Origin of the sequence: Salipiger mangrovisoli, assembly GCF_015223355.1 — a bacterium.
GTDB classification, from domain to species: Bacteria; Pseudomonadota; Alphaproteobacteria; order Rhodobacterales; family Rhodobacteraceae; genus Salipiger; species Salipiger mangrovisoli.
Window position 1 is genome coordinate 1 of the sequence record NZ_JADFFK010000038.1, and the last position, 18,479, is coordinate 18,479.

18 protein-coding genes and 1 pseudogene are annotated in these 18,479 nt (G+C 65.5%); 12 read left to right on the forward strand and 7 right to left on the reverse strand.

The genetic code is table 11. From position 1 onward, the window contains the following. Nucleotides 1-110: 110 nt before the first annotated feature. Entirely contained in the window at nucleotides 111-1,385 is a 1,275-nt protein-coding gene (glyA, locus tag IQ782_RS27335) for a serine hydroxymethyltransferase (RefSeq protein WP_194137849.1), read from the forward strand. A gap of 110 nt (nucleotides 1,386-1,495) precedes the next feature. Then, a complete protein-coding gene (purU, locus tag IQ782_RS27340; RefSeq protein WP_194137850.1) occupies nucleotides 1,496-2,380 on the forward strand; it encodes a formyltetrahydrofolate deformylase in 885 nt (294 codons plus the stop codon). Nucleotides 2,381-2,465: 85 nt separating this feature from the next. On the opposite strand, the gene IQ782_RS30470 is transcribed toward purU, so the two are convergent. The 3 genes and pseudogenes from IQ782_RS30470 to IQ782_RS27355 all read right to left on the reverse strand — a co-directional run bounded on the left by IQ782_RS30470 (nucleotide 2,466) and on the right by IQ782_RS27355 (nucleotide 4,820). After that, nucleotides 2,466-2,900, reverse strand: coding sequence for an MFS transporter (locus tag IQ782_RS30470; RefSeq protein ID WP_194137851.1), 435 nt, complete (start codon nucleotides 2,898-2,900; stop codon nucleotides 2,466-2,468). A gap of 168 nt (nucleotides 2,901-3,068) precedes the next feature. Further along, nucleotides 3,069-4,069, reverse strand: a pseudogene (locus tag IQ782_RS27350) (integrase core domain-containing protein). Nucleotides 4,070-4,208: 139 nt separating this feature from the next. Then, nucleotides 4,209-4,820, reverse strand: coding sequence for a cupin domain-containing protein (locus tag IQ782_RS27355; protein ID WP_194137852.1), 612 nt, complete (start codon nucleotides 4,818-4,820; stop codon nucleotides 4,209-4,211). A gap of 244 nt (nucleotides 4,821-5,064) precedes the next feature. Between IQ782_RS27355 and IQ782_RS27360 the strand changes: the two genes are divergently transcribed. The 4 genes from IQ782_RS27360 to IQ782_RS27375 all read left to right on the forward strand — a co-directional run bounded on the left by IQ782_RS27360 (nucleotide 5,065) and on the right by IQ782_RS27375 (nucleotide 8,522). After that, nucleotides 5,065-5,802: an ABC transporter substrate-binding protein gene (locus tag IQ782_RS27360; RefSeq protein ID WP_194137853.1), complete on the forward strand. Its 738-nt coding sequence runs from the start codon at nucleotides 5,065-5,067 to the stop codon at nucleotides 5,800-5,802. A gap of 66 nt (nucleotides 5,803-5,868) precedes the next feature. Then, nucleotides 5,869-6,525: an amino acid ABC transporter permease gene (locus IQ782_RS27365; protein ID WP_194137854.1), complete on the forward strand. Its 657-nt coding sequence runs from the start codon at nucleotides 5,869-5,871 to the stop codon at nucleotides 6,523-6,525. Beyond that, entirely contained in the window at nucleotides 6,522-7,253 is a 732-nt protein-coding gene (locus IQ782_RS27370; protein WP_194137855.1) for an ATP-binding cassette domain-containing protein, read from the forward strand. The genes IQ782_RS27365 and IQ782_RS27370 overlap by 4 nt, the downstream gene beginning before the upstream one ends. A gap of 12 nt (nucleotides 7,254-7,265) precedes the next feature. Next, nucleotides 7,266-8,522 (forward strand): NAD(P)/FAD-dependent oxidoreductase, encoded by a 1,257-nt coding sequence (locus IQ782_RS27375; RefSeq protein WP_194137856.1) that lies wholly within the window; start codon nucleotides 7,266-7,268, stop codon nucleotides 8,520-8,522. A gap of 413 nt (nucleotides 8,523-8,935) precedes the next feature. Here the strand turns inward: IQ782_RS27375 and IQ782_RS27380 are convergent, their stop codons facing one another. Next, nucleotides 8,936-10,183 carry an ROK family transcriptional regulator gene (locus IQ782_RS27380; RefSeq protein WP_194137857.1) on the reverse strand — a complete coding sequence of 416 codons (1,248 nt, stop codon included), beginning with the start codon at nucleotides 10,181-10,183 and terminating at the stop codon, nucleotides 8,936-8,938. A gap of 130 nt (nucleotides 10,184-10,313) precedes the next feature. On the opposite strand from IQ782_RS27380, the gene IQ782_RS27385 reads away from it, so the two are divergent. The 6 genes from IQ782_RS27385 (at nucleotide 10,314) to IQ782_RS30475 (ending at nucleotide 15,607) form a co-directional block, all read left to right on the forward strand. Further along, entirely contained in the window at nucleotides 10,314-11,063 is a 750-nt protein-coding gene (locus IQ782_RS27385) for a glucosamine-6-phosphate deaminase (RefSeq protein ID WP_194137858.1), read from the forward strand. Further along, nucleotides 11,060-12,262, forward strand: a complete 1,203-nt coding sequence (locus IQ782_RS27390) for an N-acetylglucosamine-6-phosphate deacetylase (RefSeq protein ID WP_194137859.1) — start codon at nucleotides 11,060-11,062, stop codon at nucleotides 12,260-12,262. Before IQ782_RS27385 ends, IQ782_RS27390 begins: the two co-directional genes overlap by 4 nt. Before the next feature lie 42 nt (nucleotides 12,263-12,304). Further along, a complete protein-coding gene (locus IQ782_RS27395) occupies nucleotides 12,305-13,276 on the forward strand; it encodes a TRAP transporter substrate-binding protein (protein ID WP_194137860.1) in 972 nt (323 codons plus the stop codon). Nucleotides 13,277-13,356: 80 nt separating this feature from the next. Further along, the gene (locus tag IQ782_RS27400) at nucleotides 13,357-13,908 is read left to right on the forward strand and encodes a TRAP transporter small permease (RefSeq protein WP_194137861.1); all 552 of its coding nucleotides are present in this window, start codon (nucleotides 13,357-13,359) and stop codon (nucleotides 13,906-13,908) included. Further along, nucleotides 13,901-15,193, forward strand: a complete 1,293-nt coding sequence (locus IQ782_RS27405; RefSeq protein ID WP_194137862.1) for a TRAP transporter large permease — start codon at nucleotides 13,901-13,903, stop codon at nucleotides 15,191-15,193. Before IQ782_RS27400 ends, IQ782_RS27405 begins: the two co-directional genes overlap by 8 nt. Before the next feature lie 153 nt (nucleotides 15,194-15,346). Beyond that, the gene (locus tag IQ782_RS30475) at nucleotides 15,347-15,607 is read left to right on the forward strand and encodes an FCD domain-containing protein (protein WP_420832697.1); all 261 of its coding nucleotides are present in this window, start codon (nucleotides 15,347-15,349) and stop codon (nucleotides 15,605-15,607) included. A gap of 53 nt (nucleotides 15,608-15,660) precedes the next feature. On the opposite strand, the gene IQ782_RS27415 is transcribed toward IQ782_RS30475, so the two are convergent. The 3 genes from IQ782_RS27415 to IQ782_RS27425 are packed head-to-tail and all read right to left on the reverse strand — an operon-like array spanning nucleotide 15,661 to nucleotide 18,478. Continuing rightward, nucleotides 15,661-16,791, reverse strand: coding sequence for a Gfo/Idh/MocA family protein (locus IQ782_RS27415; RefSeq protein WP_194137863.1), 1,131 nt, complete (start codon nucleotides 16,789-16,791; stop codon nucleotides 15,661-15,663). Nucleotides 16,792-16,828: 37 nt separating this feature from the next. Next, on the reverse strand, nucleotides 16,829-17,635 hold the full coding sequence (locus IQ782_RS27420; protein WP_194137864.1) for an aldo/keto reductase: 807 nt from the start codon (nucleotides 17,633-17,635) through the stop codon (nucleotides 16,829-16,831). Between the two features lie 12 nt (nucleotides 17,636-17,647). Beyond that, nucleotides 17,648-18,478: a carbohydrate ABC transporter permease gene (locus IQ782_RS27425; protein WP_194137865.1), complete on the reverse strand. Its 831-nt coding sequence runs from the start codon at nucleotides 18,476-18,478 to the stop codon at nucleotides 17,648-17,650. Between the last annotated feature and the right edge of the window lies 1 nt (nucleotide 18,479).

Here is an 18,479-nt window from a genome sequence, read left to right on the forward strand (position 1 = left end):
CGCTTCCGGATGGACGTCTGGAACAGCTTCGCCCCGCACCTGCTGCACCTGCTGCAGGTCGGCGCACGTGAACTCGCTGCTGAAACCCTCTAACCTGAAGGGATAATCCCATGTTCAACAGACTGCCCAAGAACGGCATCTCCGATGCCCTCGTCGCGACCGCCGTGGCCGCGGAGCTGACCCGTCAGCAAAGCCAGATCGAGCTCATCGCCTCGGAAAACATCGTGTCCGCGAACGTCATGGCGGCGCAGGGCTCGGTGCTGACCAACAAATATGCAGAAGGCTATCCCGGCAAGCGCTACTACGGCGGCTGCGAGCACGTGGATACGGTCGAGCAGATCGCCATCGACCGGCTCAAGCAGCTGTTCGGGGCGGAATACGCCAACGTGCAGCCGCATTCCGGCGCGCAGGCCAACCAGGCAGTGTTCCTCGCCCTGCTCGAACCGGGCGACCGGATCATGGGGCTGTCGCTGGCGCATGGCGGCCACCTGACCCACGGCTCGCCGGTCACCATGTCGGGCAAGTGGTTCGACGTGGTCTCCTACGAGGTCGATGCCGAGAGCCACCTGATCGACATGGAGAAGGTGCGCGAGAAGGCATTGGAGACCAAGCCCAAGCTGATCGTCGCGGGCGCCTCGGCCTATCCGCGCAAGATCGACTTCGAGGGCTTCCGCAAGATCGCCGACGAGGTCGGGGCCTACCTGATGGTCGACATGGCGCATTACGCCGGGCTGATCGCGGGGGGCAAGTACCCGAACCCGGTGCCGCACGCCCATGTCGTCACCTCGACCACCCACAAGACCCTGCGCGGCCCGCGCGGGGGCGTCATCCTGACCAATGACGAGGCGCTGGCCAAGAAGCTGAACTCGGCGGTCTTCCCCGGCAACCAGGGCGGCCCGCTGATGCATGTGATCGCCGCCAAGGCCGTGGCCTTCGGCGAGGCGCTGCAGCCCGAGTTCGCCGATTACGCCGGGCAGGTGATCGAGAACGCCAAGGCGCTGGCCGACGTGCTGATGGTCGGCGGGCTCGGCATCGTCTCGGGCGGCACCGACAGCCACATGGTGCTGGTCGACCTGCAACCCAAGGGGGTGACCGGCAAGGTCGCCGAGATCGCGCTCGAGCGGGCGGGTCTCACCTGCAACAAGAACTCGATCCCCAACGATCCGCAGAAGCCCTTCGTGACCTCGGGCATCCGGCTCGGCACCTCGGCCGGCACCACGCGCGGCTTCCGCGAGGCCGAGTTCGAGCTGATCGGCGGGCTGATCCTGCGTGTGATCGACGCGCTGTCGCATGATCCCGAAGGCAATGCCGAGGTCGAGGCGATGGTGCGGGCGGAAGTGCAGGCGCTCTGCGACGATTTCCCGATCTACGCGACCACCGCCTGATCGCAGGCAAAGGCTCCCGCCCCGCCCGCACGTCCGGGCGGGGCCAATGACCGCAACCTCAAGCTCCCGGGCGCGCCTCGGGGCCGATGCTCAAACAGAGTCCAACAGACATGTCCAAGATCATCCTGACCGTCTCCTGCCCCGTGCGCTCCGGTGTCGTGGCGGCGATTTCCTCCTACCTCGCCGAGCAGGGCTGCAACATCCATGACAGCTCGCAGTTCTCGGACATCGAGAACGACCGCTTCTTCATGCGTCTCAGCTTCGTGTCGGAGCAGGGGGTGACGCAGGAGACGCTGAGCGCGGGCTTTGCCGAGATCGCGGCGCGACTGGATGCGGACTTCGCCTTCCACGATCCGTCGGAGAAGATGAAGGTGGTGATCATGGTCAGCCGCTTCGGGCACTGCCTGAACGACCTGCTCTATCGCTGGCGGATCGGCGCGCTGCCGGTCGATGTCGTGGCCGTCATCTCCAACCACATGGACTACCAGAAGGTGGTGGTGAACCACGACCTGCCGTTCCATTGCATCAAGGTGACCAAGCAGAACAAGCCCGAGGCCGAGGCCGCGATCATGCGCGTGGTCGAGGATACCGGGGCGGACCTGATCGTTCTGGCCCGTTACATGCAAATCCTCAGCGACGAGATGTGCCGCAAGATGTCGGGGCGGATCATCAACATCCACCATTCCTTCCTGCCGTCCTTCAAGGGGGCAAACCCCTACAAGCAGGCCTTCGAGCGCGGCGTGAAGCTGATCGGGGCGACCTCGCACTACGTGACCGCCGATCTGGACGAGGGTCCGATCATCGAACAGGACACGATCCGCGTGACCCATGCGCAGAGCGCCGACGACTACGTCAGCCTTGGCCGCGACGTCGAGAGCCAGGTGCTCGCACGGGCCATCCACGCGCATATCCATCGCCGGGTCTTCCTCAACGGCGACAAGACGATTGTCTTCCCGGCCAGCCCCGGCGAGCACGCCTCGGAGCGGATGGGCTGAGATTGATGTGATCCCCGAAACCGCCCCTGTTCCAGCTTGAAGTTTTCCGGACGGACTCCTCAGCTGGGAGAGGAGCGGACAGGCACTACCCTTCTGATTGTGTCCTGCGCCCCGAAAACTGCTCCGGGCGTCCGATCAAGGCCACCAGCAGGGTGCCGCCCGAAGCTGTGCCGCGAACCGCGACGGGTGCGATGGACATCGTCAGGGCGACCGAACTTGTCAGCGAGATCCCGCTCCCGAACCCGATGGCGGCAAACGCGGAGGCGACCATGGCGACGGGCATGTCCACGGCCGGCGAAAGAGGTGCGACCGCCGCGATCCGGACGGCGAAGAGAAACAACTTCGCCCGCCCGAAACGCCGCACCATCGGACCGAACTGGGCCCGCGACACCATTGCGCCTCCGGCGCGGATATCGAGCAGCGTGCCAATCATGACCGGAGAAATGCCGCGCTCCTCCCCGAAGACCGGAAGGAAGGCGAGCAGAGAGTCCTGGGCGGCAACGCAGAAGCTTCCTGTCACGATGATCCAGGTCAGCCCGGGCGTGCCGAGAACGCTTGAAAACCGGATCTCCTATGGCGATCTTGCCGGCTGGCGCTGCGCGAGCGGCTGATCCGCAACGCCGACTGATCCATGGGTCTTGAGGCGACCCCATGGAGTGCTCCGGGTTAAATGCCAATGCATGGGCGGTTATCGATCTACCGGGATGAAGACCTCCGGCGCCGGTACCCGATATCCGAGGGCACTATGCGGCTGAGAGGTGTTGTAATGCTTGCGCCATCTTTCGATGAGGATTTGCGCCTCCCTCAACGAGTAGACGACCGCGCCATTCAGGAGCTCGTCCCTGAACCTGCTGTTGAAGCTCTCGCAATAGCCGTTCTCCCAGGGTGACCCCGGCTCGATGTACGCGGTCTTCGCCCCCACCAGCTCGATCCAGTCGCGCCCCTTCTGCGCGATGAACTCCGGGCCATTGTCGGACCGGATGAACCGAGGCGGACCGCGCTGGATGAAGAGGTCCGTCAGGGCGTCCAGAACATCGGTGGAATTCAACTGCCTGTCGACACGGATCATCAGCGCCTCCCGCGTATACTCATCGAGGATGTTGAGCGTCCGGTAGGCCCGGCCATCGCTGGTCCGGTCCTGCACGAAGTCGCAGGGCCGGACGGGGTTGGGGTGCTCGGACTTCGGCCGCACGCAGGAGCTGTCGCCCAGCCAGAACCGGCGGTAGCCGTAGCGACCATACTCCCGGGCCAGCTCGGTGACGTCGGCGGTCAGCCGCGCCTCATCGTCCCGGCCCTGGGGCGGCTTGCGCTGCGTGGAGCGGTGCCGGCCGAGCACCCGGCAGGCCCGGCGTTCGGAGATGCCGAGTGTCTGGCGCACATGCTCCACGCACTCGCGGCGGCGCGAAGGGCTTAGAAGTTTCCCTGTGCAGCCTCGGTCAAGATCAGCTTCTCGAGCGTCAGGTCGGACACCGCCCGCCGCAGCCTCAGGTTCTCCTTCTCGAGCTCCTTGAGCCGCGACAACTGTGCCCGGTTCATCCCGCCATACTGCTTCCGCCAACGGTCGAACGTGTGCTGCGATATCCCGATCTGCCGCACCGCATCGGCCATCGACAGGCCTTGGCCATGTAGCGCCTCGACTTGGCGCAACTTGGTGACAATGTCTTCCGGCCTCTCTCGCTTTCCAGCCATTCCGTACCACCTGTTCACCGAAATCCTACCGGACTTCGCGCATCGGGGGTGGACCACCTCTATGGGGCTGGCTTATTTTCTTGAGGGCGCGTAATCTGAATTATGTTGATAAAGAGGCGCCAACCTACGCCCCGGGATCTTACCAGACCGGCGGTGTCGTCACCCACATCACCCGGCTTTGCTCGTTGCCGAGGTTGCGGAACCGATGCAGGCGGCGGCTTTCGAAATGGAAGGCGTCGCCCTCCGCCAGCACGAAACGGTCATCCTCGACCCAGAGCTCGAGCTTGCCGCTGAGCACCACGCCGCATTCCTCGCCTTCGTGCGCATAGGATTCCTCGCCCGAGCCGCCGCCGGGATCGAGCACGATCTCCATCACCTGCAGCGCGCCCTCGTCATGCGCGGTGAGAAAGGACTTGACCATGCCCTTGTCACCGAAATCGACGGTACGCCGACGGGCTTCGCGGACGATGATCCCGGCCTCGCGGCTGGCGCTGTCGGTCTCGGCGAAGAGCGACAGGAACGGGATGCCGATCACCTCGCAGATCGCCCGAAGGTTGCGGATCGAGGGCGAGGAGATGCCGCGCTCGATCTGGCTCAGCAGCCCGGTCGAGATGCCCACCCCTTCGGCCACGGTCTGCAGCGACAAGCCGCGCCCCTTGCGCGCCTGCCGCACCGCCTCGCCAAGCGAGATATCGTCCATCGAGGACATCGGATCGGACAGCAGCTTTGCTTCATTTTCGGCTGAGGGCATCGGCGAATCTTCATCCCAGTGAACGCGGCGCCGGAGGCATCGCTCCGCCGGCCCCATCTGCTTAGCCGCTCTGCAGAAAAATATGAAGGAAAACTCGCGCGCTGCCGGAGAGTTTTCATATGAGTGAAGAATTTCAGGGAAACTTGTTGCATTGGGGCAATTCTTCAATATCGTGAAGGTCAGATAGAAACCGCGCCACCCCGCCCCGGCGGCAAGCGTGGCGCATGACACAGGGAAAAAACCAATGAAATTCCGCTCGCTTGCCATGGCCGGGGCGCTTGCGCTCTGCGCCGCCCAGTCCCACGCCGAGGATTTCAAGGTCGGGATCACCACGACCGGCGTTCCCTTCACCTTTGTCGACACCGGCACGCAGAAGCCGACAGGCGCCATGGTTGATCTCGCCGCGGCCATCGCCGAAGATCTTCAGATGACGCCGGAATTCGCGATCACCCAATTCTCGGCGCTGATCCCGGCGCTGCAGACCGACAAGATCGACGTCATCTCGGCCGGCATGTTCGCCACCGACAAGCGCAAGGAAGTGGTCGACTTCTCGACGCCGGTCTACAGCTACGGTGATGCGGCCTTCGTTTCGGCAGACGACGCGGGCGCCTATCAGCTTGAGGATCTCGCGGGCGAAGTGGTCGGCGCGCAGATCGGCACCACCTTCGCGGACCAGCTGCAGGCCAAGGGCATCTTCAGCGAGGTGAAACTCTACGACAGCCTCGTCGACATCATGCGCGACGTGAAGCTCGGCCGGATCAAGGCGGGCTTCGGCGACAAGCCGATCGTCGCCTACCAGATCGCACAGAACCCGGGCCTGGGGGTGAAGCTGGTCGACGGCTACACGCCGATGGGCGTCGGCGAGGTGGCGCTCGCGGTCTCGAAGGACAAGCCCGAGCTGCTGGATCAGGTCAACGCCGCCATCGCCGAGATGCAGCAGAGCGGCGAGCTGGCCGAGATCTTCGGCAAGTACGGCCTCTGAGCCTCTCGCGAGACCTGCCGGGCCCGGACCAGCGCCGGGCCCATGACGTCCTGACAGGAGACCTTCATGTCCCCCCTTTCCGAGCGGATACAGGAGTATCTGCCGCTGCTTGTCACCGGGCTCTGGCAGACCGTTGCCGTGACCCTGATTTCGCTTGTCCTCGCCTCGGCGCTGGGACTGATGTGGGCGCTGATGCGCAGCTCCGGGAGCCGCTGGATGAGCCTGCCCGCGCGCTACATCGTCGAGTTCCTGCGCGGCATCCCGATCCTCGTCGTGCTCTTCTACATCTACTTCGTGATGCCCGAGGTCGGGCTTGACCTGACCGCCTTCCAGGCCGGCGTCATGGGGCTTGCGCTCACCTATTCGTGCTACATCGGCGAGACCTTCCGGGGCGGCATCGAAGCTGTGGATCGAGGCCAGATCGAGGCCGCGAAATCCATCGGCATGAAGCACGGGAAGATGATGCGCCGCATCGTGCTGCCGCAAGCCTTCCGGATCGCCCTGCCGCCCTATGGCAACAACATGGTCATGCTGCTTAAGGACAGCAGCCAGGTCTCGGTGATCTCGGTTGCCGAGCTGACCATGCAGGGCAAGATGCTGGCCTCCTCGACCTTCGATAACATGACCGTCTTCACCATGGTCGCGGCGCTTTACCTGTGCCTGACGATCCCGCTGAACTTCCTGATGCGCCGGGTCGAACTCAAGATGGGAGCCGCGACGTGATCCGTTTCGAAAATGTGCACAAGTCCTTTGGCAAGCACGAGGTGCTCAAGGGCATCGATGCCGAAGTCGACAAGGGTCAGGTCGTGTGCCTGATCGGCGCCTCGGGCTCGGGAAAATCGACGCTGCTGCGCTGCGTCAACGGGCTCGAGGATTACCAGTCCGGTCGGATCAGCATCGAGGGCGAGACGATCGATGCCCATGCCGCCTCGATCCACGCGATCCGCACGCGTGTGGCGATGGTATTCCAGCGATTCAACCTCTTCCCCCATATGACCGCGCTGCAGAACGTCATGGAAGGGCCGGTGCATGTGCTGGGGGAAGACCGGCGCGAGGTCCGTGCCCGCGCCGAAGACCACCTGCGCCGCGTCGGGCTCGCCGAGAAGATGGATTTCTACCCCTCGGCGCTCTCCGGCGGGCAGCAGCAGCGCGTCGCCATCGCCCGCGCGCTCGCCATGCGGCCCGACGCGATCCTGCTCGATGAGCCGACCTCGGCGCTCGATCCCGAGATGGTCGGAGAGGTGCTCGCGGTTCTGCGCGACTTGGCGCAGGAGCATATGACCATGCTCATCGTCACCCATGAGATCCAGTTCGCCCGCGAAGTCGCCGATGGCGTGATCTTCCTTGACCAGGGGCGGATCGCGGAACATGGCAGCGCCGAAGAGGTTCTGACCCGCCCGCAAAACCCGCGCACGCAGGAGTTCCTGCGCCGCGTCACCCATCCTATCTGATCGGGGCCCGCCATGGACTTCCTGTCGCTCTGGGCCACCTCGGCCCCCGCCGCACCCATCTGGCCGCAGCTCGATCACAGCCTGCGCTGCGACGTGCTGGTGATCGGTGGCGGCTTCCAGGGGCTTTCCGCCGCGCTGCATCTCGCCGAGGCCGGCACCGACGTGGTGCTGCTCGAGGCGCAGGAGCCCGGCTTCGGCGCTTCGGGGCGCAATGGGGGGCAGGTCATCCCCGGCCTGAAGGACGATCCGGACACGCTCGACCGGCTCTGGGGCCCCGCCGCGAGCGAGTTCGCCGGACGCACGGCCGACACGCTGTTTGAACTGGTGGCGCGGCTCGGCATCGACTGTGACGCGGTGCAGGGAGGCTGGATCCAGGCCGGCAACCGTCAGGTGCATCTGCCCGGGCTGCAGGCGCGCATGGCGCAATGGCAGGCGCGCGGCGTCGCCGCCGACTGGCTCGACGCGGCGGCGATGGTGCAGGTGACGGGCGCGCGCGGCTTCGTCGGCGGCTGGCGCGATCCACGGGCCGGGCGGGTGCACCCGCTGAAGCTGGCGCGCGGACTGGCTCAGGTTGCGGAGGCGGCGGGCGTCAAGCTCTTCGCGCACTCCAAGGTGGCCGGGCTTGGCCGAGGCGGCACGGGCTGGCAGGCCCGGCTCGAAGCCGGCGTCACGGTCGAAGCCGAGCAGGTGATCCTCGCCAGCAATGTCTACACTCCGGCCTCGCTCGATCCGCGGCTGGCCCGGGCGACGGTGCCCGCGAACAGTTTCCAGATCGCCACCACCCCGCTGACCGCCGATCAGCTCGCGCGCATCCTGCCCGGCGGCGAGGTGGTCTCCGAAGCGCGCCGCGTCGGCACCTATTTCCGCATCGGCCCAGAGAACCGGTTGATGCTCGGCGGGCGCGGCAGTTTTGCTGATCCGCAGAGCGCCGCGGGGTTCGCCCGGATAGAGGCGGAACTCGCGCGGCTCTTCGGGTCGGGTTTCGAGATCACCCATCGCTGGTTCGGCCGGGTCGGCATGACGCCCGATCACCGCCTCCGTCTCTGCGCCCCGGCGCCCGGTCTACTGGCCGCCACCGGTTTCAACGGGCGCGGCGTCGCACTCTCGATCTCCCTCGGCAAGGCCATGGCGGCGCATGTCGCGCAGGGAACGCCGCTGCCGATCCCGCCGAGCCCGAGCATCCCCGCCCTGCCCTTCCACGCGCTGCACCCGATCTACGGCGGGCTCGGCATTCAGTACTACCGGGTCCGCGACGCGCTGGACAGGTGATCGCCTTGGCCTGCCGGTGCGCTGCGGCGCCTTAGGAGCCGTCATGCTCCGGCGGGCAGGCATCGCTGACCCAGTTACGCAAGAATTCGCGATATATGATGGCTCTGGAGCGCTGCAGCACGCGCGCCAACGCCCGGTCAGGGAACTTTGCGAGCGTCCAGCGTTCAAACTGGACGCGCTCGCCGAGTCGCCCCCGCGCGTCGCCTCACAAAGCTGGGTCTTTCGCGCACCCCGGCAAGGGGTCGCTCTCGAAGGCTGTCCGGCAGCAAGACCGCCTCGAAGACACGGACGCGACGGACCAAAAGCCAGTGACCAGCCGGTCAAATCTGAATGCCGCTCGGATAAGGTGGAAATATGTAGAGGCGGTTTACCCTCGAAGAAGGGTTTTGAAGTCGCCATCCTCTTCGAGGTGCTCAATCGTCGGCCTGCATGTCGGTCCTGGACATAGTCTTGGAAACACCCAGGCCCTGCACGCCACAAATATTCTTTAGCGCTTCACCAAATGCCAGCGCCGATGCGCCTACCACTTCGTAGCCGATCCCCGGCGCCCCGACATCCAGGTCGGGTGTGCCGCCGACGACCAGCGCATTGGCGGGCATGACTTCGCTGAACCGCGCGCGCAGCGCCCGCATGATTTGGGGCGTCTGGCTGAACGGACCGGTGATCACGCAGTGATCCGGTTTCAGCGTGAGCACCAGGTTGCGCAGACACAGGGCGATGTACTCGATCGACATCGACCAGTCGGCGACATCCGGGCGCGCGGCAAGAACGTCGGCAAAGCCCCATTCGTCCGACGGAAGCGACGGATCACCGAGCCGATCGAGGAGCGCCCAGAGCCCCGCCTCGGCCTCAATGCAGCCGGTCATGCCGCATTTGCAGCGCGCGGTGCTGCGCGGATCGACGCAGAAATGTCCGACCTCGCCAAAGCTGCCGTATTGCAGGTCCAGCGCGCCGCGCCGGGCGAAGGCGGCGCCGATGCCGTAACCCCAGTGCAGCAGCAGCGTGGCATCATGTGCCCGCGCGTCGCTCTCGGACATGCGGGCACGCAATTCGCACTTGAGGTTCTTCGCCAGCAGGAACGGCATGCCGAGGCGCGCCTCCATGCCCGCGAAATCGAGTTCGGTGAGGTTTGGCCAGTGCGCCGCGTAGCGCCAGACCCGGTTGTCCTCGTCGACGATCCCCGGCAGTGACAGCACGACACCCGCAAGTCGGCTGTCCAGCGGCACATGCCCCTCGGCCGCGCGCACCAGATCGAGCAGCGCCGCGACGAAGGCCTCGTGCCCGATGGTATCGGCGTCGAGCTCGCATTGGTCCGCAACCAGCACCTTCCCGGCCATGTCGACCAGCGCGCAATGCAGGCCCCGCGAGACCGTGTTGCAGACGATGCTGACGAGACCCTGCGGATTGGCCGCCAGCGCGATCTCGGGCCGGCCCTTCTGACCCGCCACCTCGGGGCGCCCCTCGCGCACGAGACCGACCTGAATCAGTTCGAGCACGAGCTTCGACACCGTGGCCGGGCGGATGCACATATCCTCGGCCAGCCGCTTGCGCGTCTGCCCGTCAGAACCGGCGATACGGGCAAGAATGCGCCCCTTGCGCCCCTCCGGCCCTGCCGCGCCGAAAAGCCCAGAATAGTAGTCAAGAAGCTGTATTCTTTTCATTTTCCCGAGTTCCCGAGCGCGACCCACGGACATTTTATCGCATCGCACAGGCCCCGCGTCCAGCCGGCACAACATATTTATTGACGCCACAGTAATTAATGACAATGGTGTTATTAAAGGAGACGCCCGCATGAAACTTGTCATTTCGCCGACCCCTGCCGAAAGCGGCGCCGCAGCCGCAGCCGCCGGTGCAGCAACCATCCGAGAGGCGCTCGACGCCCGCGGCCGCACACGCATAATCCTCGCGACCGGCGCCAGCCAGTTCGAAATGCTGGTCGCGCTGACCGCGACTCCGGGCATCGACTGGTCGGCCTGCGAGGTCTTCCACCTCGACGAATACGTCGGCATGTCCGCCAGCCATCCGGCCAGCTTCGTCGGCTACCTGCGGTCCCGCTTCGTCGCGCAGGTTTCCGGGCTCGGGCGGTTCGAGGCGATCGACGGCACCGCGGCGGATCCGCAAGCCGAAATCGACCGCCTGTCTGCGGCCATCGCCGAGGCGCCGATCGACGTTGCCTTCATCGGCATCGGCGAGAACGGGCATCTGGCGTTCAACGACCCACCCGCGCTGTTCGACACCGAGGCACCCTATCTTCGGGTCACCCTCGATCAGGCCTGCCGCCAGCAACAGGTGTCCGAGGGCTGGTTCCCCGACCTCGGCGCGGTTCCGACCGAGGCCTACACGATGAGCATCCCGCAGATCCTCAAGGCGCGTCAGATCATCTGCACCGTGCCGGACAGCCGCAAGGCCAGAGCCGTTCAGGGCGCGGTCGAGGGGCCGCTGACCCCCGACTGCCCGGCCTCCGCGCTGCAAGGCCATGCGAACGCCGGGCTGTACCTCGACGCCGCCGCGGCATCGCTGCTGGCAAAGCGCGCGGGATGAGCACAGCCAGCCTCCTTTCCAGCATCCGCCAGCGCAGCGGGCCCATAGACCTTCCGGTGGTGCTGGCCGCGGGGACGGAGGGTGCCGCCGATCACCCGGGACGGACGGTGCGGCTGCTGCCTGACGGCCGGCTGCTGGACCACGGTCCGCTTGCATCGCAGCCGGAGAATTTCACCACGCCGGGGCTCGTTGACCTGCAGGTCAACGGCTTTGCCGGCGTCGATTTCAACCGCCCCGGCGTGACCCCCGCAGAGCTCGACCATGCGCTCGTTGCCCTCGCGCGGACCGGCGTCACCACGGTGCTGCCGACGGTCATCACCGGCGCGGCCGAACAGATGCTCGCCACGCTGAGCAGCCTCGATGCCGCCGTGCAGGGCAGCCGCCTCGGTCCGGAGATGGTCGCAGGGTATCATATCGAGGGGCCCTTCCTGTCGACGCTCGAGGGGTTCCGCGGCGCGCATGACGCCGCGCACATGGGCCCGGCGGAGATCGGGTTGATCGACCGGCTGCAGGCGGCGGCGACGCGGCCGATCCGGCTGGTCACCCTCGCCCCCGAGGTCTGCGGTGCGCTGGAGCTGACCCGCGAGCTCGTCCGCCGCGGCATCCGCGTCGCTGTCGGGCACAGCGCTGCGACCCCCGATCAGCTCGCCGCCGCCGTCGAAGCAGGGGCACGGCTCGCCACCCATCTCGGGAACGGCCTGCCCCAGCAGCTGCCGAAATTCGAGAACCCGGTGTTCTGGCAACTGGCGCAGGACGGGCTTGCGGCCATGTTCATCGCCGATGGCATCCACATTCCTCCGGGCGCGCTGCGCAGCCTGCTGCGCGCCAAGGGTCTGGAGCACAGCCTGCTGGTCACCGATGCGGTCTCGGCCGCCGGTCCCGATCAGGCGGCCGGGCTTTACCCCTTCGGGGCCGAGACGGTGGAACGGGCCGCCGACGGCACGGTGCGCGTGCCCGGCGCGCCGAACCTTGCCGGCTCCTCAGCCGAGATGGCGGCGATGCTGCGCAATGTGATGATCTGGGCCGGGCTACCTCTCGCCGAGGCGCTGCGGCTCTGCCAGCTCAACCCCCTCCGCTGCCTCGAGCCCGAATGGCGTTTCGGGACCGACCTCGCGCAGGCGCGGCTGGTCGAATGGAAGATGACAGATGCAGGGCCGCAGGTGCGGCGCACCCATATCGGCCCGCACACTGTCCAATAGCAAGAAAACCATAGACAAAACCCCCAACAGTTGGAGTTCCCCATGACACGTCTCTTCCGCTCGATCGGCGCCGCGGCGCTTGCGACCACCCTGCTGGCCGGTGCCGCCGCCGCGCAGACCACGCTGCGCCTCGCCGAGAACCAGCCCGAGGGCAGCCCGGTCACCGAGGCGATGATGAAGTTCGCCGAGCTCGCCGAGCAATATTCTGACGGCGCGCTGACCGTGCAGGTCTTCGCCGGTGGTCAGCTCGGACAGGAGACCGAGACCATCGAGCAAGCGCAGGCGGGCATCGTCGACCTGACGCGGGTCAACACGGTGACGCTGGCGAATGTCACGCCCAGCGTCGCGGTTTTCACCCTGCCCTACATCTTCCGCGACCTCGACCACAAATACGCGGTGCTCGACAGCGACATCGGTCAGGAGGTGCGCGACGACATGCAGGACGCCGGGCTGGTCGGTTTCGACTTCATGGAGGCGGGCACGCGCAGCTTCTACACCCGCAGCGACGTGCCGCTGAGCGGTCTCGAGGATCTCAAGGGGCTCAAGATCCGCGTGCAGAACGCGCCGGTGGTGATCCGCATGGTCGAGCTGCTGGGCGCGGTGCCGACCCCGATGAACTTCGGCGAGGTGTTCTCGAGCCTGCAGAGCGGCGTCATCGACGGTGCCGAGAACGACTTCGTCTCCTTCGAGACCTCGGGCCACGCCGAGGTGGCGACCAACTACATCACCGACGGCCACCTGAGCCCGCCGGCCATCCTGCTGATGAACAAGATGCGTTTCGACAGCCTGCCCGCAGAACAGCAGGAGGCCATCTCGAAGGCCGCGCATGAGGCGGCGATCTTCGAGCGCAAGCTGATGATCGAGGCCAACGAGGCGGCGCGCAAGACCGTCGAGGCGCAGGGCGTCACCGTCACCGACCTCGACAACACCCCGTTCCGCGAGGCGATCCAGCCGATCTATGCGGAGTTCCCCGAGCTGGGCGACCTGATCGAACGGATCAACGCGGTCGAGTGACCGCGCCGGCGCCGGCCTCGCGCCGGCGCCTCCGCCCTGCCCGCACGCAAGCTCCCGAACCCGAACCCCGAGGTATTCCCATGACAGACCGCCGCACGGCTGCCGGTTGGATCGTTCGCACGACCGACGGCGTCAACGCGCTTGGCGCGCTGCTTTGCCATGCCCTGCTCGCGGTGATCGTGGCGGTCACGACGCTGCAGGTGCTGCTGCGCTACGCCTTCAACAGCCCGACCAAGTGGTCGGACGAGCTGTCGATGTTCTGTCTCGTCTGGTTCGGCATGATCGCCGTGGCGATCGGCGTGCGCCGGCACTGGCACATCGCGATCACCTACCTGCGCGACAAGGCCCCTGCGCGGATTGCCCGGGCGCTCGACATCTTCGCGCTGCTGGCATTGCTGGCCTTTGCCCTGGTGCTGGTGCTGAACGCGCTGCAGCTTTCGGCGCTCACCGGGCGGGCGGCCCTGCCGGCCTCGGGCATTCCCAAAAGCTGGCTGTACCACTCTGTCCTCGCGGGCGGGCTGCTGATGGCGCTGAACGTCTGCGTCACGCTGCTGTTCGGTGTGCCCGAGTCCGATTCCCTTGACACGCCCGAGGCGGCGGCCCCGACTGACCCGGAGACAACTCATGACTGACCAGGCGATCGGCATCTGGATCCTGCTGGGAGGCTTTTTCGGGCTGATGCTCCTGCGCGTGCCCATTGCCTTCGCGCTTGGCCTGTCGTCGGTGGCGACCGCCGCCTTCCTCGGCCTGCCGATGCTCATGGTCGGCCAGCGCATGGTGAACGGCCTCTTCAGCTTCACTTTCCTCGCGGTGCCCTTCTTCATCCTCGTCGGCAACATCATGACCGAAGGCGGCATCTCGGACCGGTTGGTGAAATTCTCGGATGTGCTGGTCGGCCGGTTCCGCGGCGGGCTTGCGCAGGGCAATATCGTCGCCTCGACCTTCTTCGGCGGCATCTCGGGCTCGTCGGTGGCGGATGTCGCCTCGATCGGCTCGTTCCTGATCCCGGCGATGAAGCAGCGCGGCTATACCCCGGAATACGCGGTCGCCGTCACCGTGACCTCTTCGGTGCAGGGTGTGCTGATCCCGCCGAGCCAGAACATGATCTACTATGCGCTGGCCGCCGGCGGCCTGCCGATCTCGCAGCTGTTCCTTGCCGGCTACGTGCCCGGCCTGCTGCTGGCGGTCGCGCTCATGGGGCTGTGCTGGTTCATGGCGGCGAAATACGATCACCCGCGCGGCGCGCGCTACACGTTCCGGAGCGGGCTTGCCGCTCTCGGGAGCGCGTCGATCGGGCTCTTCACCATCGTCATCATCATCGGCGGCATCCTCGCGGGGATCTTCACCGCCACCGAGTCCGCCGCCGTGGCCGTGGTCTATGCGCTGCTCGTGACCGGGCTGATCTACCGGACGATGACCCCGGCAACCTTCCGGCGGGTGATGTCGGGAACGCTGAAATCGCTATCCATGGTCACAGCGATCCTGATGACCTCGTCGGTCTTCGGCTTCCTGCTGAGCTACCTGCAGGTGCCGGCGATGCTCAGCGGCGCGATCCTCGCGGTCTCGGACAATCCCGTCGTCATCCTGCTGCTGATCAACCTGCTGCTTCTCGGGCTCGGCATGCTGATGGACATGGGAGTGCTGATCCTCATCCTCACGCCGATCCTGCTACCCATCGCCAAGACGGTCGGCATGGACCCGGTCCAGTTCTGCATCGTCATGATGGTCAATCTCGGCATCGGACTGGTGACGCCGCCGGTCGGCATCTCGCTGATCGTCGGCTGCGGTATCGGACGGGTGAGCATCGAGCGCACGATCAAGACGCTTGCTCCCTTCTACCTGATCATGTTGGCCGTTCTGTTGCTCGTCACATTCGTGCCAGCGCTGACCCTGACGCTTCCTGCTCTAGTTCAGTAGCTTTGGGAGCCGCCGGCGTATCAAAGACAGGTTCGATTATTTTCGCGGCTCCGAAAGGTCTGGCCGCCGGCAGCTGGGCAATCGCACCACGCTAAACCTGGTTTTCGCGTCGCCATGTCCGCGGTACCCGCCACTCTTGTGCAATAGATCAATGTGGCCATCTCACCAAGACCTCGGGCAGCGCCTGCCGCGATCGCGCAGGCGACGCACAATTCGGCCTTCATCAACTTCTTCGAGCTCATGAGCGCCAAGCTCCTGCCAAAGCCGGCGCTGCAGCGCCGGGCCTACCCAAGCCTCGTCACGTCCGACTATCTTCCGCAGTCCGTGGCAGAGCACCGGCAGATCTGCGAAGCGATGGCTGCCCACCTCACCCGAAGTCATGACCGCCACCGGGGACACGGCAGCGCGCCCTGAGGCGCACCACAGATTTTCCGAAGGAATGCGGCGATCTGCCGTCAGGGCGGCCTTCAGACCATGAGCGCGCGCGCGGCGTGGCCGTCGAGCGCTTCGGGTCGGTCGGCGCCGCTTGCCACCTGCACGACCGTGTCTTCACGTGCGGCTCGATCAATGGCGCACAGCACGTCGATGACATGCAATGCGAATGCGTCGCTGCAGCGATGCGACCGCCCTTCGATAATCGCCTGCGCCATGTCGGCGAGGCCCGCCGCTCTGAAATCAGCAACCGGGCCCTTGGAGTTGCGGCTGTTGTTTCGTAAAAAGGGATGGTCCCAATCAGGCAAAGCGACTTCCTCGGATCCCTGTGTCAGGCGGACCGTACCACCGAAGAAATTCGGATCGGGCACGTGCAGCGTGCCGGTCTCGCCATAGAGCGCCATCGGCGCAAGGTCATGCTGCCAGACGTCCCAGCTCGCGGCGAACAGGATTGAGGTCCCGGAGGCGAACCCCAGCAACGCCTGCACGGTGGTCGGAACGTCGACAGGAATGTCCTCGCCAATGCGGGGCCCGACGCCGATGCGGCGGGTGGGATGCGCGGTCGCAGACAGGGCGGACACTCGCCTTACCGGCCCGAGCAACTGCACGAGGTTCGCGAGATAATACGGACCAAGATCAAACAGCGGCCCTCCGCCGGGCCTGTAGAAGAAATCCGGCGATGGATGCCAATGCTCCATCCCATGGTTCATGACGAAGCAGGTGCCCGAGACAATGCGCCCGATCGCGCCCGCGTCGACGAGATGGCGGGCCAACTGGTGCGATCCGCCGAGGAACGTGTCCGGTGCAGAGCCAAGCCGCAACCCCTTTGACGCGGCGAGGTCGAGCAGCCCCCGCCCCGCGGCGGGGTCAAGGACGAAGGGCTTTTCGGAATAGACATGCTTGCCAGCCTCAAGCGCCGCGGTCGATACCGCGGCATGCGCCGCGGGCGGCGTCAGGTTGAGCACGATGTCAACATCTTCGCGCGCGAGCAGTGCGGCGGGGCTCATCGCCTCCACCCCAAAGGCGTCCGCTTGGCGACGTGCGGCAGTCTCATCGCGATCGGCGACCGCCACGAAGGAGATCGGCGAGAAGGTTCTTGCGCGCTCGAGGTAGGCTTTGGAAATCACACCGCAACCGATGAGGCCGATGCCCAATACGTCTTTCACAGTCTTGCTCCGTTGTTCGACAGCGTTTCTCGCGCGATCAGTCCCACTCGGGGCCGACCTCGGGCGCGATGATCCGATCGCCGCGATCAAGGGCCGCAATCCTATCCATCTCTTCCGGCGAAAGCTTCAGCACCTGCGCCTCGAAGTTGCTGCGCATCCGCGCCTCATTTGCGGAGGCCGGAATGACCGCGACGCCTCGGTGCATCAGCCATGCCAAGGCCACCTGCGAGGCGGACGCGCCATGCACGTCAGCGATTTCGGCCAGCACCGGATCGTCCGCCACCCTGCCCTTGGCAAGCGGCACGTAGGCAGTGGGCACGATCGCGCGGGAGCGGCAGAAATCGACCAGTCTTCGGTTCTGCAAGAAAGGCTGGATCTCGACCTGGTCGGTGTGCAGCCGTCCAGGACCGAGGATTGCTGTCGCGCGCTCAAGCAGCGCGATGGGAAAATTCGAAACACCTATCAGCCGCGCCTTGCCCTGCTCCTGGATCTTGCCGAGATCTTCGACATAGCTCTCGAAGGCCACGTCGGGATCAATCGACGGCCAGTGGATCAACACGAGGTCGATGACGTCGAGCGCAAGATCGCGCAGGCTCTGATCAACCGAGGGGATGAAATCCGATTTCGCCAGTTTTTTCTGCGCGACCTTGGTCGTGACGAACACGTCCTCGCGCGCCAGGCCACTGTCTCGCAGCGCCCGCCCGACCATTGGTTCCGTGCCATAGCTCTGCGCGGTGTCGAGGTGCCGGTAACCGATCTCGAGCCCCTTGCGGATCGCCGCGATGCCGTCGTCGCCAAGCCGCCCGTAGGTTCCGAGGCCCATCAATGGAATTCTGTCGTGCATGGGAGGTGTCCTTCAGCCCTTGGTTCCGCCCGCGGTCAGCCCGCCGACAAAGAGTTTCTGCATTGCGAGGAAGAGGATCGCGATGGGCACCGTCATGATCATCGATGCCGCCATGACCGCGCCCCAGTCCGTGTTGAATTCGGTGGTGAACTCCGCCAGTCCGATGGGCAGCGTTTTGGTCCCGGAATCGAGCGCGAAACACAGCGCGAAGATGAACTCGTTCCAGGTCGTCACGAAAGCATAGACAATCACCGCCACGACCCCGGGCAGCGACAACGGCAGCGTGATGCGCAGCAGCACGCCGAGCCGCGAGGCACCGTCGACGATGGCGGCCTCCTCCAACTCCTTGGGGATCCCCTTGAAGTAGGAAATCAGCATGAAGACACTGAGCGGGAGCGTCAGGATCAGATATGCAAGGATCAACCCTAGATAGGTGTTGAGCAAGCCAAGCCAGTTGAGCACCACGTAGAGGGGAACGATGATCGCCGCAGTGGGCAGCAGCTGGCCCACGATGATCAGCCCGACGGCAAGTGACTTGCCGCGGAATTTGAAGCGCGCAAAGCCATAAGAGGCGAGGATCGCCAGCGCCAAGGCGATGGCGGTGGAACCTGCCGAAATGATTACAGAATTCAGGAAGTAGCGCGGTACGTTCGAGTCAAACAAGACATTTAAGTAGTTCTGCAGGCTCGGCGCTTCGGGCCACCAGGTTGGTGGCACGGTGTAAAGCTCACCAAGGTTCTTGAAGGATGAGATCAGCATCCAAAGGAACGGGAACATGGTGATCGCGACGACCACCGCCGCGAGCGGGTAGACAGGCCAGACGGCACGGGACGAAGAGGCCATG

Bases quoted from the DNA above. Each gene is read 5' to 3' on its own strand.
- purU (WP_194137850.1), top strand. From the start codon at position 1,496: ATGTCCAAGATCATCCTGACCGTCTCCTGCCCCGTGCGCTCCGGTGTC.
- IQ782_RS27390 (WP_194137859.1), top strand. From the start codon at position 11,060: ATGAGCACAGCCAGCCTCCTTTCCAGCATCCGCCAGCGCAGCGGGCCC.
- IQ782_RS27365 (WP_194137854.1), top strand. From the start codon at position 5,869: ATGTCCCCCCTTTCCGAGCGGATACAGGAGTATCTGCCGCTGCTTGTC.
- IQ782_RS27400 (WP_194137861.1), top strand. From the start codon at position 13,357: ATGACAGACCGCCGCACGGCTGCCGGTTGGATCGTTCGCACGACCGAC.
- IQ782_RS27420 (WP_194137864.1), bottom strand. From the start codon at position 17,635: ATGCACGACAGAATTCCATTGATGGGCCTCGGAACCTACGGGCGGCTT.
- IQ782_RS27375 (WP_194137856.1), top strand. From the start codon at position 7,266: ATGGACTTCCTGTCGCTCTGGGCCACCTCGGCCCCCGCCGCACCCATC.
- IQ782_RS27425 (WP_194137865.1), bottom strand. From the start codon at position 18,478: ATGGCCTCTTCGTCCCGTGCCGTCTGGCCTGTCTACCCGCTCGCGGCG.
- IQ782_RS27360 (WP_194137853.1), top strand. From the start codon at position 5,065: ATGAAATTCCGCTCGCTTGCCATGGCCGGGGCGCTTGCGCTCTGCGCC.
- IQ782_RS27395 (WP_194137860.1), top strand. From the start codon at position 12,305: ATGACACGTCTCTTCCGCTCGATCGGCGCCGCGGCGCTTGCGACCACC.
- IQ782_RS27380 (WP_194137857.1), bottom strand. From the start codon at position 10,183: ATGAAAAGAATACAGCTTCTTGACTACTATTCTGGGCTTTTCGGCGCG.
- IQ782_RS27405 (WP_194137862.1), top strand. From the start codon at position 13,901: ATGACTGACCAGGCGATCGGCATCTGGATCCTGCTGGGAGGCTTTTTC.
- IQ782_RS27355 (WP_194137852.1), bottom strand. From the start codon at position 4,820: ATGCCCTCAGCCGAAAATGAAGCAAAGCTGCTGTCCGATCCGATGTCC.
- glyA (WP_194137849.1), top strand. From the start codon at position 111: ATGTTCAACAGACTGCCCAAGAACGGCATCTCCGATGCCCTCGTCGCG.
- IQ782_RS27385 (WP_194137858.1), top strand. From the start codon at position 10,314: ATGAAACTTGTCATTTCGCCGACCCCTGCCGAAAGCGGCGCCGCAGCC.